At 70.9% G+C, this 19,669-nt stretch carries 19 protein-coding genes, 2 tRNA genes and 1 pseudogene; 6 read left to right on the top strand and 16 right to left on the bottom strand.

All coding sequences use genetic code 11. The features are described 5' to 3' along the window. The first annotated feature begins 175 nt into the window (after positions 1 to 175). Positions 176 to 2,197 (top strand): Stk1 family PASTA domain-containing Ser/Thr kinase, encoded by a 2,022-nt coding sequence (gene pknB / locus ACFWAR_RS06745; protein WP_385773783.1) that lies wholly within the window; start codon positions 176 to 178, stop codon positions 2,195 to 2,197. 149 nt (positions 2,198 to 2,346) lie between these two features. Here the strand turns inward: pknB and ACFWAR_RS06740 are convergent, their stop codons facing one another. The 6 genes and pseudogenes from ACFWAR_RS06740 to ACFWAR_RS06715 all read right to left on the bottom strand — a co-directional run bounded on the left by ACFWAR_RS06740 (position 2,347) and on the right by ACFWAR_RS06715 (position 6,454). Next, positions 2,347 to 3,072: a class E sortase gene (locus ACFWAR_RS06740; RefSeq protein ID WP_385773781.1), complete on the bottom strand. Its 726-nt coding sequence runs from the start codon at positions 3,070 to 3,072 to the stop codon at positions 2,347 to 2,349. Between the two features lie 61 nt (positions 3,073 to 3,133). Further along, a pseudogene (locus ACFWAR_RS06735) lies at positions 3,134 to 4,075 on the bottom strand (class E sortase); the annotation flags it as partial. Then, a complete protein-coding gene (locus tag ACFWAR_RS06730) occupies positions 4,066 to 4,704 on the bottom strand; it encodes an aminodeoxychorismate/anthranilate synthase component II (RefSeq protein WP_385773779.1) in 639 nt (212 codons plus the stop codon). The pseudogene ACFWAR_RS06735 and the gene ACFWAR_RS06730, both read right to left, overlap by 10 nt. Next, a complete protein-coding gene (locus ACFWAR_RS06725; protein WP_330331465.1) occupies positions 4,701 to 4,877 on the bottom strand; it encodes a hypothetical protein in 177 nt (58 codons plus the stop codon). Before ACFWAR_RS06725 ends, ACFWAR_RS06730 begins: the two co-directional genes overlap by 4 nt. A 79-nt stretch (positions 4,878 to 4,956) precedes the next feature. Then, the gene (locus tag ACFWAR_RS06720; RefSeq protein WP_385773777.1) at positions 4,957 to 5,709 is read right to left on the bottom strand and encodes a class E sortase; all 753 of its coding nucleotides are present in this window, start codon (positions 5,707 to 5,709) and stop codon (positions 4,957 to 4,959) included. Beyond that, positions 5,669 to 6,454: a DUF881 domain-containing protein gene (locus tag ACFWAR_RS06715; protein ID WP_385773775.1), complete on the bottom strand. Its 786-nt coding sequence runs from the start codon at positions 6,452 to 6,454 to the stop codon at positions 5,669 to 5,671. The genes ACFWAR_RS06720 and ACFWAR_RS06715 overlap by 41 nt, the downstream gene beginning before the upstream one ends. A 91-nt stretch (positions 6,455 to 6,545) precedes the next feature. Here ACFWAR_RS06715 and crgA point away from each other — a divergent pair, with 91 nt between their 5' ends. Then, positions 6,546 to 6,800 carry a cell division protein CrgA gene (crgA, locus tag ACFWAR_RS06710; protein WP_385773773.1) on the top strand — a complete coding sequence of 85 codons (255 nt, stop codon included), beginning with the start codon at positions 6,546 to 6,548 and terminating at the stop codon, positions 6,798 to 6,800. Between the two features lie 187 nt (positions 6,801 to 6,987). On the opposite strand, the gene ACFWAR_RS06705 is transcribed toward crgA, so the two are convergent. Further along, positions 6,988 to 7,893: a rhomboid family intramembrane serine protease gene (locus ACFWAR_RS06705; protein ID WP_385773771.1), complete on the bottom strand. Its 906-nt coding sequence runs from the start codon at positions 7,891 to 7,893 to the stop codon at positions 6,988 to 6,990. 146 nt (positions 7,894 to 8,039) lie between these two features. Continuing rightward, on the bottom strand, positions 8,040 to 8,567 hold the full coding sequence (locus ACFWAR_RS06700) for a peptidylprolyl isomerase (protein WP_385773769.1): 528 nt from the start codon (positions 8,565 to 8,567) through the stop codon (positions 8,040 to 8,042). Between the two features lie 188 nt (positions 8,568 to 8,755). On the opposite strand from ACFWAR_RS06700, the gene ACFWAR_RS06695 reads away from it, so the two are divergent. Next, positions 8,756 to 9,439, top strand: a complete 684-nt coding sequence (locus tag ACFWAR_RS06695) for a DUF5324 family protein (RefSeq protein ID WP_385773767.1) — start codon at positions 8,756 to 8,758, stop codon at positions 9,437 to 9,439. A 94-nt stretch (positions 9,440 to 9,533) separates the two neighbouring features. Here ACFWAR_RS06695 and ACFWAR_RS06690 read toward each other — a convergent pair whose 3' ends face one another. Further along, positions 9,534 to 10,019, bottom strand: coding sequence for a LysM peptidoglycan-binding domain-containing protein (locus ACFWAR_RS06690; protein WP_385773765.1), 486 nt, complete (start codon positions 10,017 to 10,019; stop codon positions 9,534 to 9,536). 112 nt (positions 10,020 to 10,131) lie between these two features. Then, positions 10,132 to 10,611 carry a MarR family winged helix-turn-helix transcriptional regulator gene (locus ACFWAR_RS06685; protein WP_385773763.1) on the bottom strand — a complete coding sequence of 160 codons (480 nt, stop codon included), beginning with the start codon at positions 10,609 to 10,611 and terminating at the stop codon, positions 10,132 to 10,134. 115 nt (positions 10,612 to 10,726) lie between these two features. Here ACFWAR_RS06685 and ACFWAR_RS06680 point away from each other — a divergent pair, with 115 nt between their 5' ends. After that, positions 10,727 to 12,202, top strand: a complete 1,476-nt coding sequence (locus tag ACFWAR_RS06680; RefSeq protein WP_385773761.1) for an MFS transporter — start codon at positions 10,727 to 10,729, stop codon at positions 12,200 to 12,202. 155 nt (positions 12,203 to 12,357) lie between these two features. Here ACFWAR_RS06680 and ACFWAR_RS06675 read toward each other — a convergent pair. Then, a tRNA-Ala gene (locus ACFWAR_RS06675) sits at positions 12,358 to 12,430 on the bottom strand. Positions 12,431 to 12,589: 159 nt separating this feature from the next. On the opposite strand from ACFWAR_RS06675, the gene ACFWAR_RS06670 reads away from it, so the two are divergent. Together ACFWAR_RS06670 and ACFWAR_RS06665 are read left to right on the top strand one after the other, a co-directional pair. Continuing rightward, positions 12,590 to 13,138, top strand: a complete 549-nt coding sequence (locus ACFWAR_RS06670) for a DNA-binding protein (RefSeq protein ID WP_354378828.1) — start codon at positions 12,590 to 12,592, stop codon at positions 13,136 to 13,138. A 99-nt stretch (positions 13,139 to 13,237) separates the two neighbouring features. Then, positions 13,238 to 14,479: a protein kinase gene (locus tag ACFWAR_RS06665; protein ID WP_385773759.1), complete on the top strand. Its 1,242-nt coding sequence runs from the start codon at positions 13,238 to 13,240 to the stop codon at positions 14,477 to 14,479. A gap of 34 nt (positions 14,480 to 14,513) precedes the next feature. On the opposite strand, the gene ACFWAR_RS06660 is transcribed toward ACFWAR_RS06665, so the two are convergent. The 5 genes from ACFWAR_RS06660 to gyrA form a co-directional block, all read right to left on the bottom strand. After that, entirely contained in the window at positions 14,514 to 15,809 is a 1,296-nt protein-coding gene (locus ACFWAR_RS06660) for a hypothetical protein (RefSeq protein WP_385773757.1), read from the bottom strand. Positions 15,810 to 15,936: 127 nt separating this feature from the next. Further along, on the bottom strand, positions 15,937 to 16,071 hold the full coding sequence (locus tag ACFWAR_RS06655) for a DLW-39 family protein (protein ID WP_208809277.1): 135 nt from the start codon (positions 16,069 to 16,071) through the stop codon (positions 15,937 to 15,939). 179 nt (positions 16,072 to 16,250) lie between these two features. Continuing rightward, positions 16,251 to 16,324, bottom strand: a tRNA-Ile gene (locus tag ACFWAR_RS06650). Positions 16,325 to 16,418: 94 nt separating this feature from the next. Continuing rightward, the gene (locus ACFWAR_RS06645) at positions 16,419 to 17,051 is read right to left on the bottom strand and encodes a DUF3566 domain-containing protein (RefSeq protein ID WP_385773755.1); all 633 of its coding nucleotides are present in this window, start codon (positions 17,049 to 17,051) and stop codon (positions 16,419 to 16,421) included. Between the two features lie 2 nt (positions 17,052 to 17,053). Beyond that, on the bottom strand, positions 17,054 to 19,648 hold the full coding sequence (gene gyrA, locus ACFWAR_RS06640) for a DNA gyrase subunit A (protein ID WP_385773753.1): 2,595 nt from the start codon (positions 19,646 to 19,648) through the stop codon (positions 17,054 to 17,056). Positions 19,649 to 19,669: the final 21 nt, after the last annotated feature.

The following is a 19,669-nucleotide window of genomic DNA, read 5'->3' as shown; positions in this document are numbered from 1 at the left end:
CCCGCGGTGATCCGGATCACGGTCCCCGCGCACGTGGGAGCGCACGGTACCGGTCCGGTATCGGCCTGTGGTCACGGGCCGATCAGCAACACGCGGCCGGTAGCCTTTGCGCGGACAGCGCACCGCCGGACCTCACTCGGGTGCGGTAGGGACTGACGGAGAGGGCTGGAACGTTATGGAAGAGCCGCGTCGCCTCGGCGGTCGGTACGAGCTGAGCCACGTGCTCGGCCGCGGTGGCATGGCCGAGGTCTACCTCGCCCACGACACCCGGCTCGGCCGTACCGTCGCCGTCAAGACACTGCGCGCCGACCTCGCCCGCGACCCGTCCTTCCAGGCACGGTTCCGGCGCGAGGCCCAGTCGGCCGCCTCGCTCAACCATCCCGCCATCGTCGCCGTGTACGACACCGGCGAGGACTACGTCGACAACATCTCGATCCCGTACATCGTGATGGAGTACGTCGACGGCTCCACCCTGCGCGAGCTGCTGCACTCCGGTCGCAAGCTGCTGCCCGAGCGCACCCTGGAAATGACCATCGGCATCCTCCAGGCGCTGGAGTACTCGCACCGCGCCCAGATCGTCCACCGCGACATCAAGCCCGCGAACGTCATGCTGACGCGCACCGGGCAGGTCAAGGTGATGGACTTCGGCATCGCCCGCGCCATGGGCGACTCCGGCATGACGATGACGCAGACCGCGGCCGTCATCGGCACCGCGCAGTACCTCTCGCCGGAGCAGGCCAAGGGCGAGCAGGTCGACGCGCGTTCCGACCTCTACTCCGCGGGCTGCCTGCTCTACGAGCTGCTCACGGTCCGGCCCCCGTTCATCGGCGACTCCCCGGTCGCCGTCGCGTACCAGCACGTGCGCGAGGAACCGCAGCCGCCGAGCAACTTCGACCCCGAGATCACGCCCGAGATGGACGCCATCGTCCTCAAGGCGCTGGTGAAGGACCCCGACTACCGCTACCAGTCCGCCGACGAGATGCGCGCCGACATCGAGGCCTGCCTCGACGGCCAGCCCGTCGCCGCGGCCGCGAACATGGGCGCGGGCTACGGCGCCTACCCCTACCCGGACCAGCACCAGAGCGGTCACAACGGCTACGACCAGCCGACCACCGCCCTGCGGTCCACCGACGCCGGACAGACCTCGATGATGCCGCCGATGCCGCCCGGCGACGGCGGTTACGGCTACGGCGACCAGGGCCACGGCGGCTACGACCAGGGCCCGCGCCGCCGCCAGAAGAAGAACCGGGCCTCCACCTTCCTGCTCGTGGCGGCCGGGATCCTCGTCCTGGTCGGCGCGATCCTGATCGGGCGCTCCCTCTTCAACAACACCGCCGACAACCGGCCGTCCGTGCCCAAGCTGATCGGCGACACCTTCGAGCGGGCGAGCGACCGGGCGACGAACATCGGGTTGAAGATCGAGAAGGAAGCCGAGGAGCCGTGCGACGCGCAGCCCAAGGGCACCGTCTGCGAGCAGAACCCGGCACCCGACACCAAGGTCGACAAGAACACCGTCATCAAGGTGAAGGTGTCCACGGGCGCGCCCAAGGTCCAGGTCATCGACGTGAAGCGGCTGCCCTTCGACCAGGCCGAGTCCGCGCTCAAGGAGAAGGGCTTCCAGGTCGAGCGCAAGTCCCAGGAGTCCGAGAGCACCCCGGGCACCGTGCTGGAGCAGAACCCGAAGGCGGGCACCTCCGTCGAGAAGGGTTCGACCATCACCCTGACGGTGGCCAAGGAACCGTCGAAGGCGGTCGTTCCCGACCTCACCGGCATGACCACGGACAAGGCGTCCAAGGTCCTGAGCGACCTGAAGCTCAAGCTCGGCAGCACCACCGAGGGCGACTCCACCGCGCCGCCGAAGTCGATCATCGGTCAGGAAGTGGCCCCCGGTTCGCAGGTCGAGACGGGGACGGTGGTCAACGTCACCATCGCCAGGGCCGCCCAGGCGACCACCGTGCCGTTCCTGGCGGGCAAGACCCTGGCCAAGGCCCGGCAGGAGCTGGCGTCCCGCGGGCTGACCATCGGCACGGTCCTGTCCGGCCCCTCGGACGACAACGCGACGATCCTGAGCACCGACCCGGGCTTCGGACAGCCGGTGGCCGCCGGCTCCGCGATCAACGTCAACACGATGCCCGGCCAGCAGAACGGCAACAACCAGGGGACCGGGCTCCTCGGCGGGATCGGCAACCGCCGCTGATCCGCGCGGCGCCCGGGCCCGCACGCGGCCCGTACACGGCATGACGAAGGAAGCTCTGGCCCTAGGGCCAGAGCTTCCTTCGCGTGCGGTACAGGGCCCTCCAGGGGCCTTCCCGGGGCCCACCGGCCACGGGCGTGACGACGGGCGCCCTAGCGCAGCTCGGGCGGCGGGGTCCGCTTCGCGTCCACCTTGTCCGTGCGGACCAGCTCGCCCCACACGACGTAGCGGAACTTCGAGGTGTACACCGGGGTGCAGGTCGTCAGCGTGATGTAGCGCCCGGGCGCGGTCTTCCCCGACTCCTTCGGGACCGGGGTGATCACGTCGGTGTTGTACTTCGAGGTCTGGCGCAGCTCGGCGAAGACCTTGTAGACGTACCAGGTGTCGCGGGTCTCGAAGACGACCGCGTCGCCGGTCTTCACCTTGTCGATGTTGTGGAACTTCGCCCCGTGCCCGTCGCGGTGCGCGGCCAGCGCGAAGTTGCCCTGCTTGTCCCACGGCAGCGCGGACTTCACCGGCTCCGTGTAGTACCCGGCGACACCGTCGTTGATGACGTCGGCCGCGGTCCCGCGCTTGACCAGCACCTCGCCGTTCTTCATCGCCGGCACGTGCAGGAAGCCGATCCCGTCCCCGGTGTCGAGGGCGCCCGCCTCGGGGGCCGTCGCGGGCGGGGCCGCCTGCCACTGCTGACGGACCGAATCGCCGCGCTGCGCGGCGTTCCGGTCGGCGAGGACGTTCGTCCACCACAGCGAGTACGCCACGAACAGGGCGAGCACCAGGCCGACGGTGATCAGCAGTTCGCCCAGCAGGCTGAGGAAGCCGGCGAGCCGGTTGCGGCCGGCTCGGGCGCGGGGGGCGGCGCGGCGGGCACGTGACACTGCGGGTTCGTCCTCTGTCGGGTGCGGGCTGTCGGGTCGTCGACCGTGGGGGCGGCGGGTCCTACGGCTGGGCGAGCGCGGGCGGGGCGCCCTTCTCGCGCGGGCGCTCGTCCACCATCTTCCCCCAGACGATCAACCGGTAGGTGCTGGTGAACTCGGGGGTGCAGGTCGTCAGCGTGATGTAGCGGCCGGGAGCGGTGAAGCCCGATCCCTCGGGCACCGGCTTGATCACGGAGACGTTCGTCGGCGGCGTCTGCGCCAGCGTCGAGGTCATCTCGTACGTGTAGTAGGTGTCCCGCGTCTCCACCACGACCTTGTCACCGGGCACCAGGCGGTTGATGTAGCGGAACGGTTCGCCGTGGGTGTTGCGGTGGCCCGCCAGCGCGAAGTTGCCCTGCTTGTCGGACGGCATCGCCGACTGCGGCGAACCCTCGCCGCCGTAGTGCCCGACCATGCCCCGGTCCAGCACCTTCGGCTTGCTGATCCCCTCCGCCACCGGAACCTTCAGGTCCAGTTTGGGGACGTACAGGATCGCGAAGCCCTGGCCCGGGGAGAACGCGGCGACGGGCGGCGCCGCCTTGTCGGTGTCCCAGTCGCTGCGCAGCGTCCCCGCGGCGCCGCTCGCCTGCCGTTCGGCCAGCACGTTCGTGTACCAGAGCTGGTAGGTGACGAAGAGCAGCATCACCACGCCGAGGGTGATGAAGAGTTCACCGGCCAGTCTGCTCGCGACCACCACCGGGCCGCCGCCGGGCCGCCGCCGCGCGCGTCGGCGCGTACCGCCACGACCCGCCGCACGCCCCGCCGGCGCACGACCCGTTCCGGAACCGCTCCTACCGACGGCGCCCGCACGGACCTCGCCCGGTGCGTCGCCTCCCGCGCCACCCGCCCTGCGGCGCCTGCCACCGCGCCGCGAGGAGCGTTTGGCGGCCTCCTGGGCGGCCCTGCGCCGCGCGGCCCGGCCCCCGGGGGGCGCGGGGGGCGGCGCGAGGGTCGTCACGCGAGGGCCTTGCCCACCACCGGGGCCAGACCCACCGAACGTGCCACCGCGTCCGCGTCACCGCAGCGCACCAGCCAGTTGGCGAGCATCTTGTGGCCCCACTCGGTGAGCACCGACTCGGGGTGGAACTGCACGCCCTCGACGTCGTGCTCGCGGTGGCGCAGCCCCATGATGATCCCGTCCTCGGTGCGCGCCGTGACCTCCAGCTCGTCCGGGAGCGTCAGCGGCTCGGCGGCGAGGGAGTGGTACCGGGTCGCGGTGAAGGGGGACGGCAGACCGGCGAAGACGCCCTGGCCCCCGTGGACCACCGGGGAGGTCTTGCCGTGCAGCAGCTCGGGCGCGCGGCCGACGACGCCGCCGTACGCCACCGCCATCGACTGCATGCCGAGGCAGACGCCGAAGACGGGCACGCCGGTGCTCGCACAGTGGCGGACCATCTCGATGCAGACCCCGGCCTCCTCGGGCGTGCCCGGGCCCGGGGAGAGCAGGACGCCGTCGAAGCCGTCCTGGGCGTGGGCGAGCCCGACCTCGTCGTTGCGCACGACCTCGCACTCGGCACCGAGCTGGTAGAGGTACTGGACCAGGTTGAAGACAAAGCTGTCGTAGTTGTCCACGACCAGAATGCGCGCGTTCACCCGGTGGCTCCCGATCCCTCGTCGACGGTCACATCGTTGAACGGAAGGAGCGGCTCGGCCCACGGGAAGACGTACTGGAAGAGCACGAACACCACCGCGAGGATCAGCACGAGGGAGATCAGCGCGCGTACCCACGCGTTGCCCGGCAGATGCCGCCAGATCCAGCCGTACATGCCGTCCGCGTCCCTTTCCCTCCACGTACCGCGGGGGCGGTACCGCAACAGCCTAAAGGCAGCGGGCGCGCGCGGGGGGTCAGCCGGCCAATCCCTCCGGTTTGCCCTGCGCGGCCGCCCTGGTCCGGGTGAGTTCGGCCCAGACGATCAACCGGTGGCTGTGGCCCCATTCCGGATCACAGGTGGTCAGGGTCAGGTAGCGGCCGGGCGAGGTGAAGGGGGACTTGCGGGGCACCGGATCGACCACCGCGACGTCCGTCGGCAGGGTCCGCAGTGGCTCGTTCCGGATGGTGTACGTGTACCAGGCGGAGGCGTCCTTCACGATGACCAGGTCACCGGGGCGCAGCTCGGGGAAATCCTTGAAGGGGTCTCCGTAGGTGCGCCGGTGTCCGGCCACCGAGAAGTTGCCCTCGCCGCCCGGGAGCGCGGTGCCCGCGTAGTGGCCGAGGCCCTTCTTGAGGACGTCGGTGGCGGTGCCCTCCAGGACCGGCTTGTTCCAGTCCGCTCCCAGGCGCGGCACGTACATCTCGGCGAAGACCTGGCCGCGCTCGGGGGCGGGGGCGGGACCCGGATCCCGGGGGGTGGCCGCCGCGGGTGCGGCGGTCGCCGACCAGCGCGCGTGCAGCCGGTCCATCTCGCCGTCCATGGCCCGGTCGGCCTTGACCCCGGTCCACAGCAGGACGTAGCCGACGAAGAGCACGATGACCGTGCCGACCGTCAGGCACGCCTCGCTGAACGTCCGTACCAGCAGCCGCAGTACGGCCTGGGCGGACGGCCGGCGGCGCCCCGGCTCAGGACGCGGACGCGGACGCGGACTCCACGGGCTTCGCATAGTGGAGGTCCACTGTGCCGGAGTACCCCGGAAGTGTCAGCGCCTTCTGCTCCTCGACTTTCCAGCCCAGCCCGTACGCGTTGACGTACAACTGGTAGTTCTGGATGGCCGGTGAGGCGGCGAGCGCCTTGCGCAGCGCGCCCGGGTCGCCGATCGCAGTGACCTTGTAGGGCGGCGAGTAGACCCGGCCCTGGAGGATCAGGGTGTTGCCCACGCAGCGCACGGCGCTGGTGGAGATCAGCCGCTGGTCCATGACCTGGATCCCGCGGGCCCCGCCCTGCCACAGGGCGTTGACCACGGCCTGGAGGTCCTGCTGGTGGATCACCAGGTCGTTGGGCTGCGGCTCGGGCACGTTGGGGATGCGGGCCGTGGCGCCCGGCGGGGCGTCGTTGAGGGTCACCGAGACGGAGCGCCCGGACAGCTCCTCGGTGCCCGCGGCGACGCGCAGGGCGGCGAGTTTGGCGTCCTCGGCCTTGCTGCTGCCGTCGTCCCGCTCGGCCAGCGCGTCGACCTCGCGGCGCACCGCGGCGGTGTCCGCGTCGAGTTCGGCGTTGTTCTGGCTGCGCTCGTGGATGAGGTCGGACAGCTTCAGGAGTGAGCCGTCCGTGCGGATGTTCGTACCCTTGGACGTGTTGAAACTGGTGACGAAGATCAGGCCCGCGAGGGCGAACACGGCGGCCGTCAGCAGCCGGACCGGCCTGAGCCGGCGACGGGGACCCGCGGAGGAGTCGTCGGAATTGCTCAACGTACCCTTCTCCTTCAACGCCACAGACCCACTACGCTAACGGACGCCCGGGGGAGGCAAGGTCCCCAGCGCATCGACAGGAGAGACCCTCGTGCCGAAGTCACGTATCCGCAAGAAGGACGATTACACCCCGCCGCCGGCGAAGCAGACGCAGACGATCAGGTTGACGAACCGCAGCTGGGTAGCCCCGGTCATGCTGGCGTTCTTCCTCATCGGTCTCGCCTGGATTGTCGTCTTCTATGTGACCGACACCCAGCTGCCGATCGAATCCCTCGGCAATTGGAACATCGTGGTCGGTTTCGGCTTCATCGCGGCAGGCTTCGGCGTGTCCACGCAGTGGAAGTGACCGGACCGCATCACGGCGGTGGCCCGACGGTGGCAGAGCAGTAACGGCAGTCTGAAGCAAGCTCTCCCCATGAGTTATCCACAGCGTCATCCACACCTGAGGAAAAAGGCAGAAGATCTGTGGATAACTCTGTGGAGAGTTGACGCCGGTGTGACTATTCCGGGGCCGGACCGGCCCCGGAACCGCCTCAGACCAGCTCTGCCGTCCGGACCAGGACGACGGCCACCACCAGCAGGAACACGGCCGCGCAGGTCCCCCACTGGACCAGCGCCCGCCGCTTCCCGGCCCCGGCCGGGGGCAGCAGCATGCCCAGGCCCACCAGCGCGCCGGTGATCAACCCGCCGATGTGGGCCTGCCAGGAGATCTCCCCGATCCCGCCGATCCCGCCGATCGGTACGAAGGTCAGCAGCAGCATCAGCAGGACCATCACGATGATCGGGCGCATGCTGTACCGCATCCGCCGCATCAGCACGACGGTGGCGCCGAGCAGCCCGAAGATCGCCCCGGACGCGCCCAGGGTCGGCATGTTCGGCGGGGTCAGCAGATAGACCAGCGCGCTGCCGCCCAGCCCGGAGAGCAGGTACACGGCGAGGTAGCGGGCCCGGCCCAGCGCGGCCTCCAGGGGTGCGCCGAGGAACCACAGGGCGGTCATGTTGCCGATGATGTGCCACCACTGCTCGTGCAGGAAGACCGAGGTCAGCAGCCGGTAGTACTGGCCGGTGGACACGCCTTCGAGCGGGCCGCCGAACTGGACGACGTAGCGGCCGAGCAGCTCCAGCGGCACCAGCACCGCCGGGGCGAGGAGCGCCACGAAGAACACCGCGACATTGATCCCCACCAGGACCTTGGTGACCAGGGCGGTGTCGGCGACCACGACCCCGCCCGCGATGCCCCGGGGGGTGTTGGCCGCCGCGACGTGACCCGTACCGGAACCGGACCTGACGCATCCCGGGCACTGGAAGCCCACCGAGGCGTCGATCATGCAGTCGGTGCAGATCGGGCGCTCGCAGCGGGTGCATCTGATCCCGGTCTCGCGGTCCGGGTGCCGGTAGCAGCCCGGCACCCGTCCGGTGTCCGACCTGTCGCTTTCCATCGGTCCCCTCCGCCCTGGCGGTGCCGTTGTCGTAACGAGTACGGACGGGCGGAGGGCATGGTTCCCGGCCGGTGCCCCCGGGAGCGCCGATCAGCGCTCGCGGCTCGGCGCCCTTCGACCAGCGCTCTTCGGTCAGCGCTCTTCGGTCAGCGCTCTTCGATCACGACGGCCTTGATGACCACGTCCTCCACGGGACGGTCGGTGCGCGGGTTGGTCGCCCCGGCGGCGATGGCGCTGACGACGGCCTGGCTGGCCTTGTCGGTGATCTCGCCGAAGATCGTGTGCTTGCGGGTCAGCCACGCGGTGGGGGCGACGGTGATGAAGAACTGCGAGCCGTTGGTGCCCGGCCCGGAGTTCGCCATGGCCAGCAGGTAGGGCTTGGTGAAGGCGAGGTCGGGGTGGAACTCGTCGGCGAACTGGTACCCGGGACCGCCGGTGCCGTTCCCGAGCGGGTCGCCGCCCTGGATCATGAAACCGCTGATCACGCGGTGGAAGACGGTGCCGTCGTAGAACGGGTCGGTGGTCTTCTGACCGTCCGAGGGACGGGTCCACTCGCGCTCGCCCTTGGCCAGTTCCACGAAGTTCCGGACGGTCTTCGGGGCGTGGTTCGCCAGCAGCTCGATCTCGATGTCGCCGTGGTTCGTCTTGAGGGTGGCGAAAAGCTTCGCGGCCACGAAATCTGCCTTCCATCGTCGTCACTGGTCGCCCGAATCTTCCCACGGAGTGATCCGCGAAGAGGAAATAGGCCACTCGGATGCTCTGTCGGCCATGCCACGGTGCGGTATCACAGGCATGATCCGACAAAGGGTGGAAAGGTGAGCTGTGTCCGCCGAACCGTGTCCGCCCCAAGGAGGAGGATCCCGTGACCCGCAAGGACAGCGTGCACGCCGCGGCCGAGAGCGCGAGGGAAAGCATGCGGCACGCCGCGGAAGTGGTGGCGCCGTACGCGGGTACCGCCAAGGACGCCGCGGCGCGATACGCGCACGAGGCGAACGTGCGGCTGACACCGAAGGTCTCCTACGCCGCCGGTGAAGCCGCCCGGCAGGCCCGCACCGCATACGACAGCCATCTCCATCCCCATGTGGTCTCGGCCCGCTCCCACGTGCCGCCGAACGTCGACCGGGCGGCGACGCGTGCCGTGACCCGGACCCGGCGGGCCGCGCGGCAGGCCGCCGACTACACGGCGCCGAGGTTCGAGAGCGCACTGGCCGCGGCGCAGCCGGTGGCGGAGGAAGCCGCCTCGCGGTCGACCGCGGCGCTGGCGGCCCTGCGCGGTCAGGTGTCGGCACAGGAGGTGCAGCAGTTGATCCGGCGGAGCGAGCGACGGGCGCGCTGCGGCCGGCTGTTCAAGGGCGCCGCCGTCCTCGGCCTGCTGGCCGGTGGCGCCTTCGCCGCGTGGAAGTGGTGGGACCAGCAGTCGAACCCGGACTGGCTGGTGGAGCCGCCCGCAGCGACCGAGCTGTCGGCCCGGGACGACCAGGCGACGAGCTTCGAGGACGAACTGGCAGCCAAGGAGCGGACCGCGGCCGACAAGCAGCAGCCGTAGCCCCTCCCGCGAAGACCCGCACGAACCCGATGGGGCCCGGATCCGTAGGTGGATCCGGGCCCCATCGGCGTGCGGGGTGGGGAGCGGCGGGCGCTCAGTTGGGGAGGGTGAGCACCATGCCCGGGCGGATCAGGTCGGGGTTGGAGCCGACGACGCCCTTGTTCATGGCGTACAGCTCGCGCCAGCGGGCCTCGTTGCCCAGCTCGCGGCGGGCGATGGCGGACAGGGAGTCGCCGGACCTGACCGTGTAGGTGCGCTTCTTCGCGACGGGCGCGGGCTTCGGGGCCGCCGGAGCGGGCCGGTGCGGCGCGGGTGCGGCCGCCGCGGGCTTCGGCGCGGCCGGGGCGGGCTTGGGCGGGGTGACCGCCTGTGCGGCGGCGCGGGCCTGCGCCGCCATCCGGTCCGCGGCCTCCTTGGTCGCCGTGGCCGACGCGTCGGTGTACTTGGTGGCGGTGTCCGCGGGTGCGCCCTGTGCGGCCGCCGGGGCGGCCGCGGCCTGCTGTTCGACCTGCTCCTTGGCCTTCTCCGCCGCTTCGCGGGCCTTTTGCTTGTCGGACTTGAGGAAGTCGAAGATTCCCATGGTGTGACGCCTCCGGCGTGGTCTGCCCCCTGGCTCGGTGCCTGCCCCCACTCTCTGCCACCGCGCGCCGCCCGGCCGCGTGACTACGCCATCCGGGGGACGCGCCGCCGGGCTACTGGCGGGCCCGGCGGGCCGGGCGCGGGCTCTCGCTGGGGATCGCCAGACCCTCTTGCACCAGCAGGTTCAGCACCCGCAGCAGGGCCGCCCGGTCGTCGTCGGCGAGCGAACCGAGCGCCTCGGCGTGCACCCGGTCGACGATCCGGGTGCTCCGCTCGGCCAGCGCCGCGCCCGCCTCGGTGACCGCGATGACGCGCGCCCGGCGGTCCCGGGAGGAGGGCCTGCGCTCGGCCAGACCGGCCTTCTCCAGGGCGTCGACGGTCACCACCATCGTCGTCTTGTCCATGTCGCCGATCTCCGCGAGCTGGATCTGGGTGCGCTCCTCCTCCAGGGCGTGCACGAGGACGCAATGCATGCGCGCCGTCAGGCCGACCTCGTCGAGGGCGGCTGCCATCCGGGTGCGCAGCACGTGGCTGGTGTGGTCCAGGAGGAAGGAGAGGTCGGGCTGGGTCCGGGTGGGCTCCATCGCAGTCATGGATCCAGCCTAACAATTAGATCCGAAAGAAATAGTCTGCAACAAAACTATCTGCTACGGTCCTTCTCATCGCCCCCGCTGCACCGCAGCCGACGGCCGTCGAACGGAGAGCCCGATGCCCACCGCACCTGCCGAAGCCCCCGCACCCGCACCCGTGCCCGCAGCCGCCGCCAAGGTGCCGACCGCCCCCGCGGGGCGGTCGGGCTCCCGCTGGACCGCCCTCGCCGTCCTCTCCACCGGCATGCTGATGACGGTCCTGGACGGCAGCATCGTCACCGTGGCCATGCCCGCCATCCAGGAGGACCTCGGGTTCTCCCCGGCCGGGCTCAGCTGGGTGGTGAACGCCTACCTGATCGCCTTCGGCAGCCTGCTGCTGCTCGCCGGTCGGCTCGGCGACCTCATCGGCCACAAGCGGATGTTCCTGGCCGGGACCGCCGTCTTCACCGGCGCCTCCCTCCTGGCCGGCTTCGCCGGTTCCCCGGAACTGCTGATAGCCGCCCGCTTCCTCCAGGGGGTGGGCAGCGCGATGGCCTCCGCCGTCAGCCTCGGCATCCTGATCAACCTGTTCACCGAACCCCGGGAGCGGGCCCGGGCCATCGCGGTCTTCTCCTTCACCGGAGCGGCCGGAGCCTCCCTCGGCCAGGTGCTCGGCGGCGTGCTGACCGACGCCCTCGACTGGCACTGGATCTTCTTCATCAACCTGCCGATCGGGCTGACCGCGCTGCTGCTGGCGCTGCCCTCCCTCCCGAGGGGCCGGGGGCTCGGACTCGGCGCGGGCGCCGATGTGCTCGGCGCGGTCCTGGTCAGCACGGGTCTGATGCTCGGCATCTACACCGTGGTCAAGGTCGAGCAGTACGGATGGACCTCCGCGCACACCCTCGGACTCGGCGCGCTGTCGCTGGCCCTGCTCGCCGCCTTCACCGTCCGGCAGGCCAAGACCCGTACGCCGCTCGTGCCGCTGCGGATCTTCCGGTCCCGCACGGTGGTCGGCGCCAACCTGGTCCAAATGCTGATGATCGCCGCCCTGTTCTCCTTCCAGATCCTGGTCGCCCTCTACCTCCAGAAGGTCCTCGGCTACGGAGCCGCCGCCACCGGGCTCGCCATGCTCCCGGCCGCCGTGGTGATCGGCGTGACCTCGCTCGGCGTCTCGACCCGCCTGATCTCGCGGTTCGGCGGACGTACGGTCCTGCTCACCGGTCTCGTCCTGCTGCTCGGCGGCCAGCTCCTGCTGACCCGTCTGCCCGTGCACGCCGATTACGTGACCGACCTGCTGCCCGTGATGCTCCTCGCCGCGGGCTTCGGCCTGGCCCTGCCGGCCCTGACCGGGCTGGCGATGTCGGGAGCCGGATCCGAGGACGCGGGTCTGGCCTCGGGCCTGTTCAACACCACCCAGCAGATCGGCATGGCCCTGGGCGTCGCGGTCCTCTCCACCCTGGCGGCCTCGCGCACCGAGTCCCTCACCCGCGCCGGGCACACCACGGCCGAGGCCCTGACCGGCGGCTACCACGTGGCCTTCGGCATCGGCTCGGGCCTGCTCCTGCTGGCCGTCGCCCTGACCGCGACCCTGCTGCGCCCGGGGCGCCCCGCCTGAGCCCCTGATCCCACCGGTCGCTGTTTCACGTGAAACAGCGACCGGTGTTCCGGACCAGCTCTCTCGCTACCTGCCCCCGGCCCGACCGGCCCGCCCCGGAGCCCAAAAAGACCCCCCTGACCGCGTTTACACAGGTCAGAGGGGTCTTTCAGAAGTGGAGCCTAGGAGATTCGAACTCCTGACATCTGCCTTGCAAAGGCAGCGCTCTACCAGCTGAGCTAAGGCCCCGAAAACGGACGTGCCTGTCCCCCCGGAAGGAGCAGTCGTTCCGCAGAACAGAGTACCGGGTGTACTGGCAGATCCCGCAAAATGATAGGGACTCCCGTCCCGCGACCACTCTCCGTAAGATGCTCGCGAGGTTCGCACCAGCGAAGGGGAGTAGTAAGAGTGGACGCAGTACAGCAAGAGGCAACCGCCAGAGCCAGGGAACTCCAGCGCAGTTGGTACGGGGAGCCGCTCGGCGCGCTCTTCCGCCGGCTCATAGATGACCTCGGCTTGAACCAGGCCCGCCTCGCTGCCGTCCTCGGACTGTCGGCGCCCATGCTGTCCCAGCTGATGAGCGGTCAGCGCGCCAAGATCGGGAACCCGGCCGTGGTGCAGCGCGTACAGGCCCTCCAGGATCTCGCCGGCCAGGTGGCCGACGGCAGCGTCAGCGCGGCAGAGGCCACCGACCGGATGGACGAGATCAAGAAGACCCAGGGAGGCTCCGTCCTCAGCAACAGCGTTCAGACCACGGCCAGTTCGGGCGCCCCGACCGTCAAGCGGGTGGTCCGCGAGATCCAGTCGCTGCTGCGCTCGGTCTCCGCGGCCGGCGACATCATCGACGCGGCGGACTCCCTCGCCGCCAGCCATCCGGAACTGGCAGAGTTCCTCCGGGTGTACGGCGCCGGACGCACCGCCGACGCCGTCGCGCACTACGAGGCACACCAGAACTGATGCGTGCCTCCGGGCTACTGATCGATGCGGTACCGCGTCCGTACTGACGCGGTACGGCCGGGCCGACGGAGAGCGCAGAGCGGGGGGACGGGCGCAGCGATGGGTGAGGTCTTCGCCGGTCGGTACGAGCTGATCGACCCGATCGGTCGTGGAGCGGTCGGCGCCGTGTGGCGCGCCTGGGACCACAGGCGCCGCCGCTACGTCGCCGCCAAGGTCCTGCAGCAGAGCGATGCCCACACCCTGCTCCGCTTCGTGCGCGAGCAGGCCGTGCGCATCGATCACCCGCACGTGCTGGCCCCGGCCAGCTGGGCGGCCGACGACGACAAGGTCCTGTTCACCATGGACCTCGTCAGCGGCGGATCCCTCGCCCACGTCATGGGCGACTACGGGCCCCTGCCGCCCCGCTTCGCGTGCGCCCTGCTCGACCAGCTCCTGTCGGGTCTGGCCGCGGTGCACGCCGAGGGCATCGTCCACCGCGACATCAAACCGGCCAACATCCTGATGGAAGCGACCGGAACCGGACGGCCGCACCTGCGGCTGTCCGACTTCGGCATCTCCCTGCGCAAGGGCGAGCCCCGCCTGACGGCGATGGACTACGTGCTGGGCACCCCCGGCTACTTCGCACCCGAGCAGCTGCTCGGCGCCGAACCCGACTTCTCCGCCGACCTGTTCGCCGTCGGACTGGTCGCGCTCTACCTCCTGCTGGGCCGCAAGCCCGACGCGCGGGCCCTCGTCGAACACTTCCTCGCCCACGGCACCCCGGACGCCCCGGAAGGGGTCCCGGCGCCCCTGTGGGACGTCATCGCCACCCTTCTGCAGCCGGACCCCGAGAACCGTTTCCGCACGGCCACAGGCGCCCGCAAGGCCCTTGCCGGGGCCGCGGAGTTGCTGCCCCCGCCCGCACCGGACGCGGAACCGGTCGAGGTGTTCGACCAACTGGGCCCGCTCCCCGCCGGTTTCGGCCCCGAAGGCCCCCAAGCCCCCCGAGACCTCCCAGACCCCCGGGACCCCCGGGACCCTTCCGGCGGTCACACCTCCCGCTCCCCGGCCGCGCCCGACGCCCCCACCGCCGGCGTGCTCCCGCCCGCGCCGACGGCGTACGACCCGAGCCCGCCGCCCGCGCACGCGCCCATGCCCACCCCCGCGCCGTCACCGGCAACACCGTCACCGACCGGCAGCTTCCACCTGCCGCCTCCCGCGCTCCCCCCGACGGCCGCGCCCCCCGCGTCCCCCGCCCGGAGCGGCTTCCCGCCCCCGCCCGGCCCGAAGGCCGCCGCGGCCCTGCTCCTGGCCGCCCTGGCGTGCTTCGCCGTGGGCATCTGGGCCCTGGCCCAGCTCTGAACGACGCGGCCCGGTCCCCGGGTCCCGCGCACCCTCACGCCCCGCGCCCCGCGCGCCGCGCCAGCAGCACCCACCCGCCCAGCACGGCCAGCAGCAGCGCCCCCGCCCCGAAGCCGCCCGCGGCCACGGTCCGCATCGTCCGGCGGGTCCCGGCCGCGGCCACCGCCTCCGGCGCCGTCAGCCCGTCCCGCACCGCCGTGCGGTCCTGCGCGCCCACTCCGAAGCCGCCCTCCGCGAGGTCCTGGGCGTAGCCGGGCGCCGCCGCGACGCGGCCCCGCACGGTGAGCCGCAGGGTCAGCGGCACCGGGGCCGCGTCCTCGGTGAACTCGCCGACCTTCCCGCCCATCGTCACGGCCAGGTAGTACCAGCCCGCCACCCGGACCGGCCGCACCCCCCGGTCGTCGGACAGCCGGTTCTCGTAGGCCACCGGTGGCGTCGGCCCGAGCCCGACCGCGGCCTGCTTGCCGTCGTACGGGGTGCCCTTGGCGCCGACCAGGCTGCGGTAGGGGCTGTAGAGGCTGACGGTGAGCCCCTCGGACGCCGTGCCGTACTCCTTGGTCATCCGGGCGCCCGCCAGCTCCGCGCCCACCGCGAGCTGCTGTCCCCAGTCCAACGGCACCCGGTACCACCGGGTCTGACCGGGCCGCAGGTCGTCGCGCCAGACGCCCGCGCCGAGCGCCCGCGCGTCGTTGAAGCCGCTGCCGCCCGCCCGGACCACGGGTGCGGTGCCGGGCGGCGCGGGCGGGGTCGAGGGCCAGGCCGAGGGAGCGGCGGTCGGCGCCCCGCCGGGGACGAGGGCGGGTTCGCGCATGACCTGGAGTTCCACGGGCCAGGGCGCCCGGTCGCCGTCCTTGCCGGACGTGCGGACGAGCTTGACGAAGTACACCCCGGCCGCCTGGCACTCGGCGTCCTCGGCCAACAGCCGGGCGCCGACGGCCGCGAGGGGCACCGGGTCGGACGCGAAGGACGCCCGGCCGGGGTTGCCCGGACAGGCCCGCCCCGCCGTGGTCATGAGGGTCACCTCGATCCCGTCCGCGTACCCGACCGCCGCACCGGCGCCGGGCCGTACGACGGCCGAGACGTAGACGCTGGAGCGCGCGTCCAGCACCACCCGGTAGTAGCGCTCGCCGGGGGCCACGGTGTCCTCGTACGTCGCCCCCGCGACCAGCGCCGGAGCGTCCGCGGTGGTCCCCGCGCCGCTGACCGCCTTCGCACCGGAAGCCGGCCGGTACGGCGGCGGGGGCGCCGGATCCGCCGCCGGGCCGGCCGCGCCGACCGCCCCCACCAGGGCGGTTCCCGCCAGCAGCACAGCCGAGAGCACCCGCACCATCACGCCCACCCCGCCCCGAGTTTGCCAGCGCAATCAGAATCTTTGCATATTGCAATAAACTGGGTCAGAACAGCACGAAGCCCCGACCGCAGCGGCAGTCGGGGCTCCCTGAGCTCAATCTTCGGTCTCACACACCGGAACCAGAGGGCACGGAGTCAGTTGCCTCCGTCCACAGGTCCTGCTCGGCGCGGTCCGCCTGGATCTGGCGGTACACGAGGAGCCCGCCGATGGCGGCCAGTGCGACCAGGAGAAGCTTCTTCACCGCGCGACCTCGTCCTTCGTTGACGTTGGGGACTACTGCCGCCCGACTATACACACCGACCGATACCGATCGGTTATCTGGGAAGCCCCCCGACGGCCCAACGCCCCTGCCCCGCGCGGGCGGAGGCCGGGAACGAGAACGGTCCGGCGGAGAATCTCCGCCGGACCGAATCCGTACTGTGGGGCTAACAGGATTTGAACCTGTGGCCTCATCCTTATCAGGGATGCGCTCTAACCAACTGAGCTATAGCCCCTCGGCGCTGTGCGCTGACTTGATGAAGATTAGCGCACAGACCGGGTCAGTCCAAAATCCGCTGCCGGAGGGCGTCCGCGCAGGTCATTCGTCGCTCACTCGTCCTCGGCGAGGGTGAGCTCGATGCCGCCCACGAAGCCCGCCGAGAGGTTGTAGATGAAGGCCCCCAGCGTGGCCAGCGCCGTCGCGAGCACCACGTCGATGACCGCGATCACCGAGGTGAAGATCAGCACGCGCGGCAGCGACAGGAACGACTGGAGGTCGAAGCCGTTGCTCTCGTTGGAGCCGGTGGCCTCGCTGATGGTCCCGCCGACGGTCGAGAAGACGCCCATGGCGTCCATGACCATCCACAGCACCACCGACGCCACGATCGTGCAGATGCCCAGCGCGATCGACAGCAGGAAGCTGACCTTCATCACCGACCACGGGTCGGCCTTGGCCACCCGCAGTCGTGCCTTGCGCGTCCGGGGCGCCGTCCGCACGCCCGTCTGCGGCCCCCGCTGCGCCGCACCGCCACCGGCGCCCCTGGGCGCCCCCGGGCCCGAAGGCGCCGAGGGGGCCCGGGACGACTGCTGCGGCTGTGCGGGGCGGTCGGGGCCGCCCGCCGAACCGGCCTGGGGCTTCGGTTCTCGGGTGTCCGTCACGGTTCCCCCCTGGGAGTCCGCGGCGGGGCCACGGGCACCGTTCGCTCCAGTCTTGGCCGGTCCGGCGCCCGTGGCTCCACTCACGCTTACTCCTCGTGCTCCCCAGCCGAAGGCTGCGTGCCCTCGGCGACCTCGGTGGCCTGTCCCTCGGCGTCCTCGGTCTCGTCGACCTCGTCAGCCTCCTGGCCCGCCTCGGCGTTACGAGCGATGCCGACCACGGCATCGCGCTTGCCCAGGTTGATCAGCTGGACGCCCATCGTGTCACGGCCGGTCTCCCTGACTTCGTTGACGCGCGTACGGATCACACCACCGCTGAGCGTGATGGCGAGGATCTCGTCGGTGTCGTCGACCACGAGCGCCCCTACGAGCGAACCGCGGTCTTCCACGATCTTGGCAGCCTTGATGCCCAGACCGCCACGTCCCTGGACGCGGTATTCGTCCACGGGCGTCCGCTTGGCGTATCCGCCGTCGGTCGCGGTGAAGACGAACGTACCGGGCCGGACCACGCTCATGGAGAGCAGTTCGTCACCTTCGCGGAAACTCATGCCCTTCACGCCCGAGGTGGCGCGGCCCATCGGGCGCAGCGAGTCGTCGGTGGCGGTGAAGCGGATCGACTGCGCCTTCTTGCTGATCAGCAACAGGTCGTCGTCGGCCGAGACCAGCTCGGCGCCGATCAGCTCGTCGTCGTTGCCGTCGCCCGTCTCGCGGAGGTTGATGGCGATGACACCACCCGAACGGGGGGAGTCGTAGTCCTTGAGCGCCGTCTTCTTCACCAGACCGGCCTTGGTGGCCAGGATCAGGTACGGGGCGGCCTCGTAGTCGCGGATCGCGAGGATCTGCGCGATCTGCTCGTCCGGCTGGAAGGCCAGCAGGTTCGCCACGTGCTGACCGCGGGCGTCGCGGCCGGCGTCCGGGAGCTCGTACGCCTTCGCGCGGTAGACCCGGCCCTTGTTCGTGAAGAACAGCAGCCAGTGGTGCGTGGTGGAGACGAAGAAGTGGTCGACCAGGTCGTCCTGCTTCAGCTTCGTGCCGCGCACGCCCTTGCCGCCGCGCTTCTGCGAGCGGTAGTCCTCGGTCTTGGTCCGCTTGACGTAGCCGCCGTGGGTGATCGTGACGACGATGTCCTCTTCGGCGATCAGGTCCTCCATGGACATGTCGCCGTCGAAGGGCACCAGCTTGGAACGCCGGTCGTCGCCGAACTTCTCGACGATCGCGGCCAGCTCCTCGCTGACGATCTGGCGCTGGCGCTCCTCGGAGGCCAGGATCGCGTTGTACTCGTTGATCTTGGCCTGGAGCTCGTCGTGCTCGGCGACGATCTTCTGCCGCTCCAGGGCCGCGAGGCGGCGGAGCTGCATCTCCAGGATCGCGTTGGCCTGGATCTCGTCGATCGACAGCAGGCCCATCAGGCCCTCGCGGGCGATCTCGACCGTGTTGCTGCGCCGGATCAGCGCGATGACCTCGTCGATCGCGTCCAGCGCCTTGAGCAGACCGCGCAGGATGTGGGCGCGCTCCTCCGCCTTGCGCAGGCGGAAGCGCGTGCGCCGGACGATGACCTCGATCTGGTGCGTCACCCAGTGCCGGATGAACGCGTCGATCGACAGCGTGCGCGGCACGCCGTCCACCAGCGCCAGCATGTTCGCGCCGAAGTTCGTCTGCAGGTCGGTGTGCTTGTAGAGGTTGTTCAGCACGACCTTGGCGACGGCGTCGCGCTTGAGCACGATCACCAGGCGCTGACCGGTGCGCGACGAGGTCTCGTCACGGACGTCGGCGATGCCGCCGACCTTGCCGTCCTTGACCAGGTCGGCGATCTTCTGCGCCAGGTTGTCCGGGTTGGTCTGGTACGGAAGCTCCGTGACCACCAGGCACTGGCGGTTCTGGATCTCCTCGACCTCGACGACCGCGCGCATCGTGATGGAGCCGCGACCGGTGCGGTACGCCTCCTCGATGCCCTTGCGGCCGACGACCAGCGCGCCGGAGGGGAAGTCCGGACCCTTGATCCGCTCGATGAGCGCGTCCTGGAGCTCCTCGTGCGAGGCCTCCGGGTGCTCCAGCGCCCACTGGGCGCCGGCCGCGACCTCGCGCAGGTTGTGCGGCGGGATGTTGGTCGCCATGCCGACCGCGATGCCCGCGGAGCCGTTGATCAACAGGTTCGGGAAGCGCGCCGGCAGGACCGTCGGCTCCTGGTTGCGGCCGTCGTAGTTGTCCGTGAAGTCGACGGTCTCCTCGTCGATGTCCCGGAGCATCTCCATGGCCAGCGGCATGAGCTTGCACTCGGTGTAGCGCATCGCGGCGGCCGGGTCGTTGCCCGGGGAGCCGAAGTTGCCGTTGGAGTCCACCAGCGGCATGCGCAGCGACCACGGCTGGGCCAGGCGGACCAGGGCGTCGTAGATCGAGCTGTCGCCGTGCGGGTGGTAGGTGCCCATGACGTCACCGACGACGCGGGCGCACTTGTAGAAGCCCTTCTCGGGCCGGTAGCCGCCGTCGTACATCGCGTACAGCACGCGCCGGTGGACGGGCTTGAGGCCGTCCCGGACGTCGGGCAGGGCGCGCGAGACGATGACGGACATCGCGTAGTCGAGATAGGAGCGCTGCATCTCGGTCTCGAGCCCGACGGGCTCGATGCGCATGACGGGCTGCTCCTCCGCGGGGTTCTCCGCGGTGGGGGTGGTTTCGTCGGCCATTGCTGGTCAAAGATCCTTTCA

The organism is Streptomyces sp. NPDC059917 (assembly GCF_042730635.1).
In the GTDB taxonomy this organism is placed as follows: Bacteria; Actinomycetota; Actinomycetes; order Streptomycetales; family Streptomycetaceae; genus Streptomyces.
The sequence above is the reverse complement of the archived record's forward strand: the minus strand, read 5'-3'. Positions and strand labels throughout refer to the sequence as shown.

Excerpts from the sequence above, each read along its gene's own strand:
- pknB (WP_385773783.1), top strand. The coding sequence starts at position 176 with ATGGAAGAGCCGCGTCGCCTCGGCGGTCGGTACGAGCTGAGCCACGTG.
- ACFWAR_RS06660 (WP_385773757.1), bottom strand. The coding sequence starts at position 15,809 with ATGGTGCGGGTGCTCTCGGCTGTGCTGCTGGCGGGAACCGCCCTGGTG.
- ACFWAR_RS06685 (WP_385773763.1), bottom strand. The coding sequence starts at position 10,611 with ATGACTGCGATGGAGCCCACCCGGACCCAGCCCGACCTCTCCTTCCTC.
- ACFWAR_RS06665 (WP_385773759.1), top strand. The coding sequence starts at position 13,238 with ATGGGTGAGGTCTTCGCCGGTCGGTACGAGCTGATCGACCCGATCGGT.
- ACFWAR_RS06690 (WP_385773765.1), bottom strand. The coding sequence starts at position 10,019 with ATGGGAATCTTCGACTTCCTCAAGTCCGACAAGCAAAAGGCCCGCGAA.
- ACFWAR_RS06705 (WP_385773771.1), bottom strand. The coding sequence starts at position 7,893 with ATGGAAAGCGACAGGTCGGACACCGGACGGGTGCCGGGCTGCTACCGG.
- ACFWAR_RS06725 (WP_330331465.1), bottom strand. The coding sequence starts at position 4,877 with ATGTACGGCTGGATCTGGCGGCATCTGCCGGGCAACGCGTGGGTACGC.
- ACFWAR_RS06680 (WP_385773761.1), top strand. The coding sequence starts at position 10,727 with ATGCCCACCGCACCTGCCGAAGCCCCCGCACCCGCACCCGTGCCCGCA.
- ACFWAR_RS06720 (WP_385773777.1), bottom strand. The coding sequence starts at position 5,709 with ATGCGAAGCCCGTGGAGTCCGCGTCCGCGTCCGCGTCCTGAGCCGGGG.
- gyrA (WP_385773753.1), bottom strand. The coding sequence starts at position 19,648 with ATGGCCGACGAAACCACCCCCACCGCGGAGAACCCCGCGGAGGAGCAG.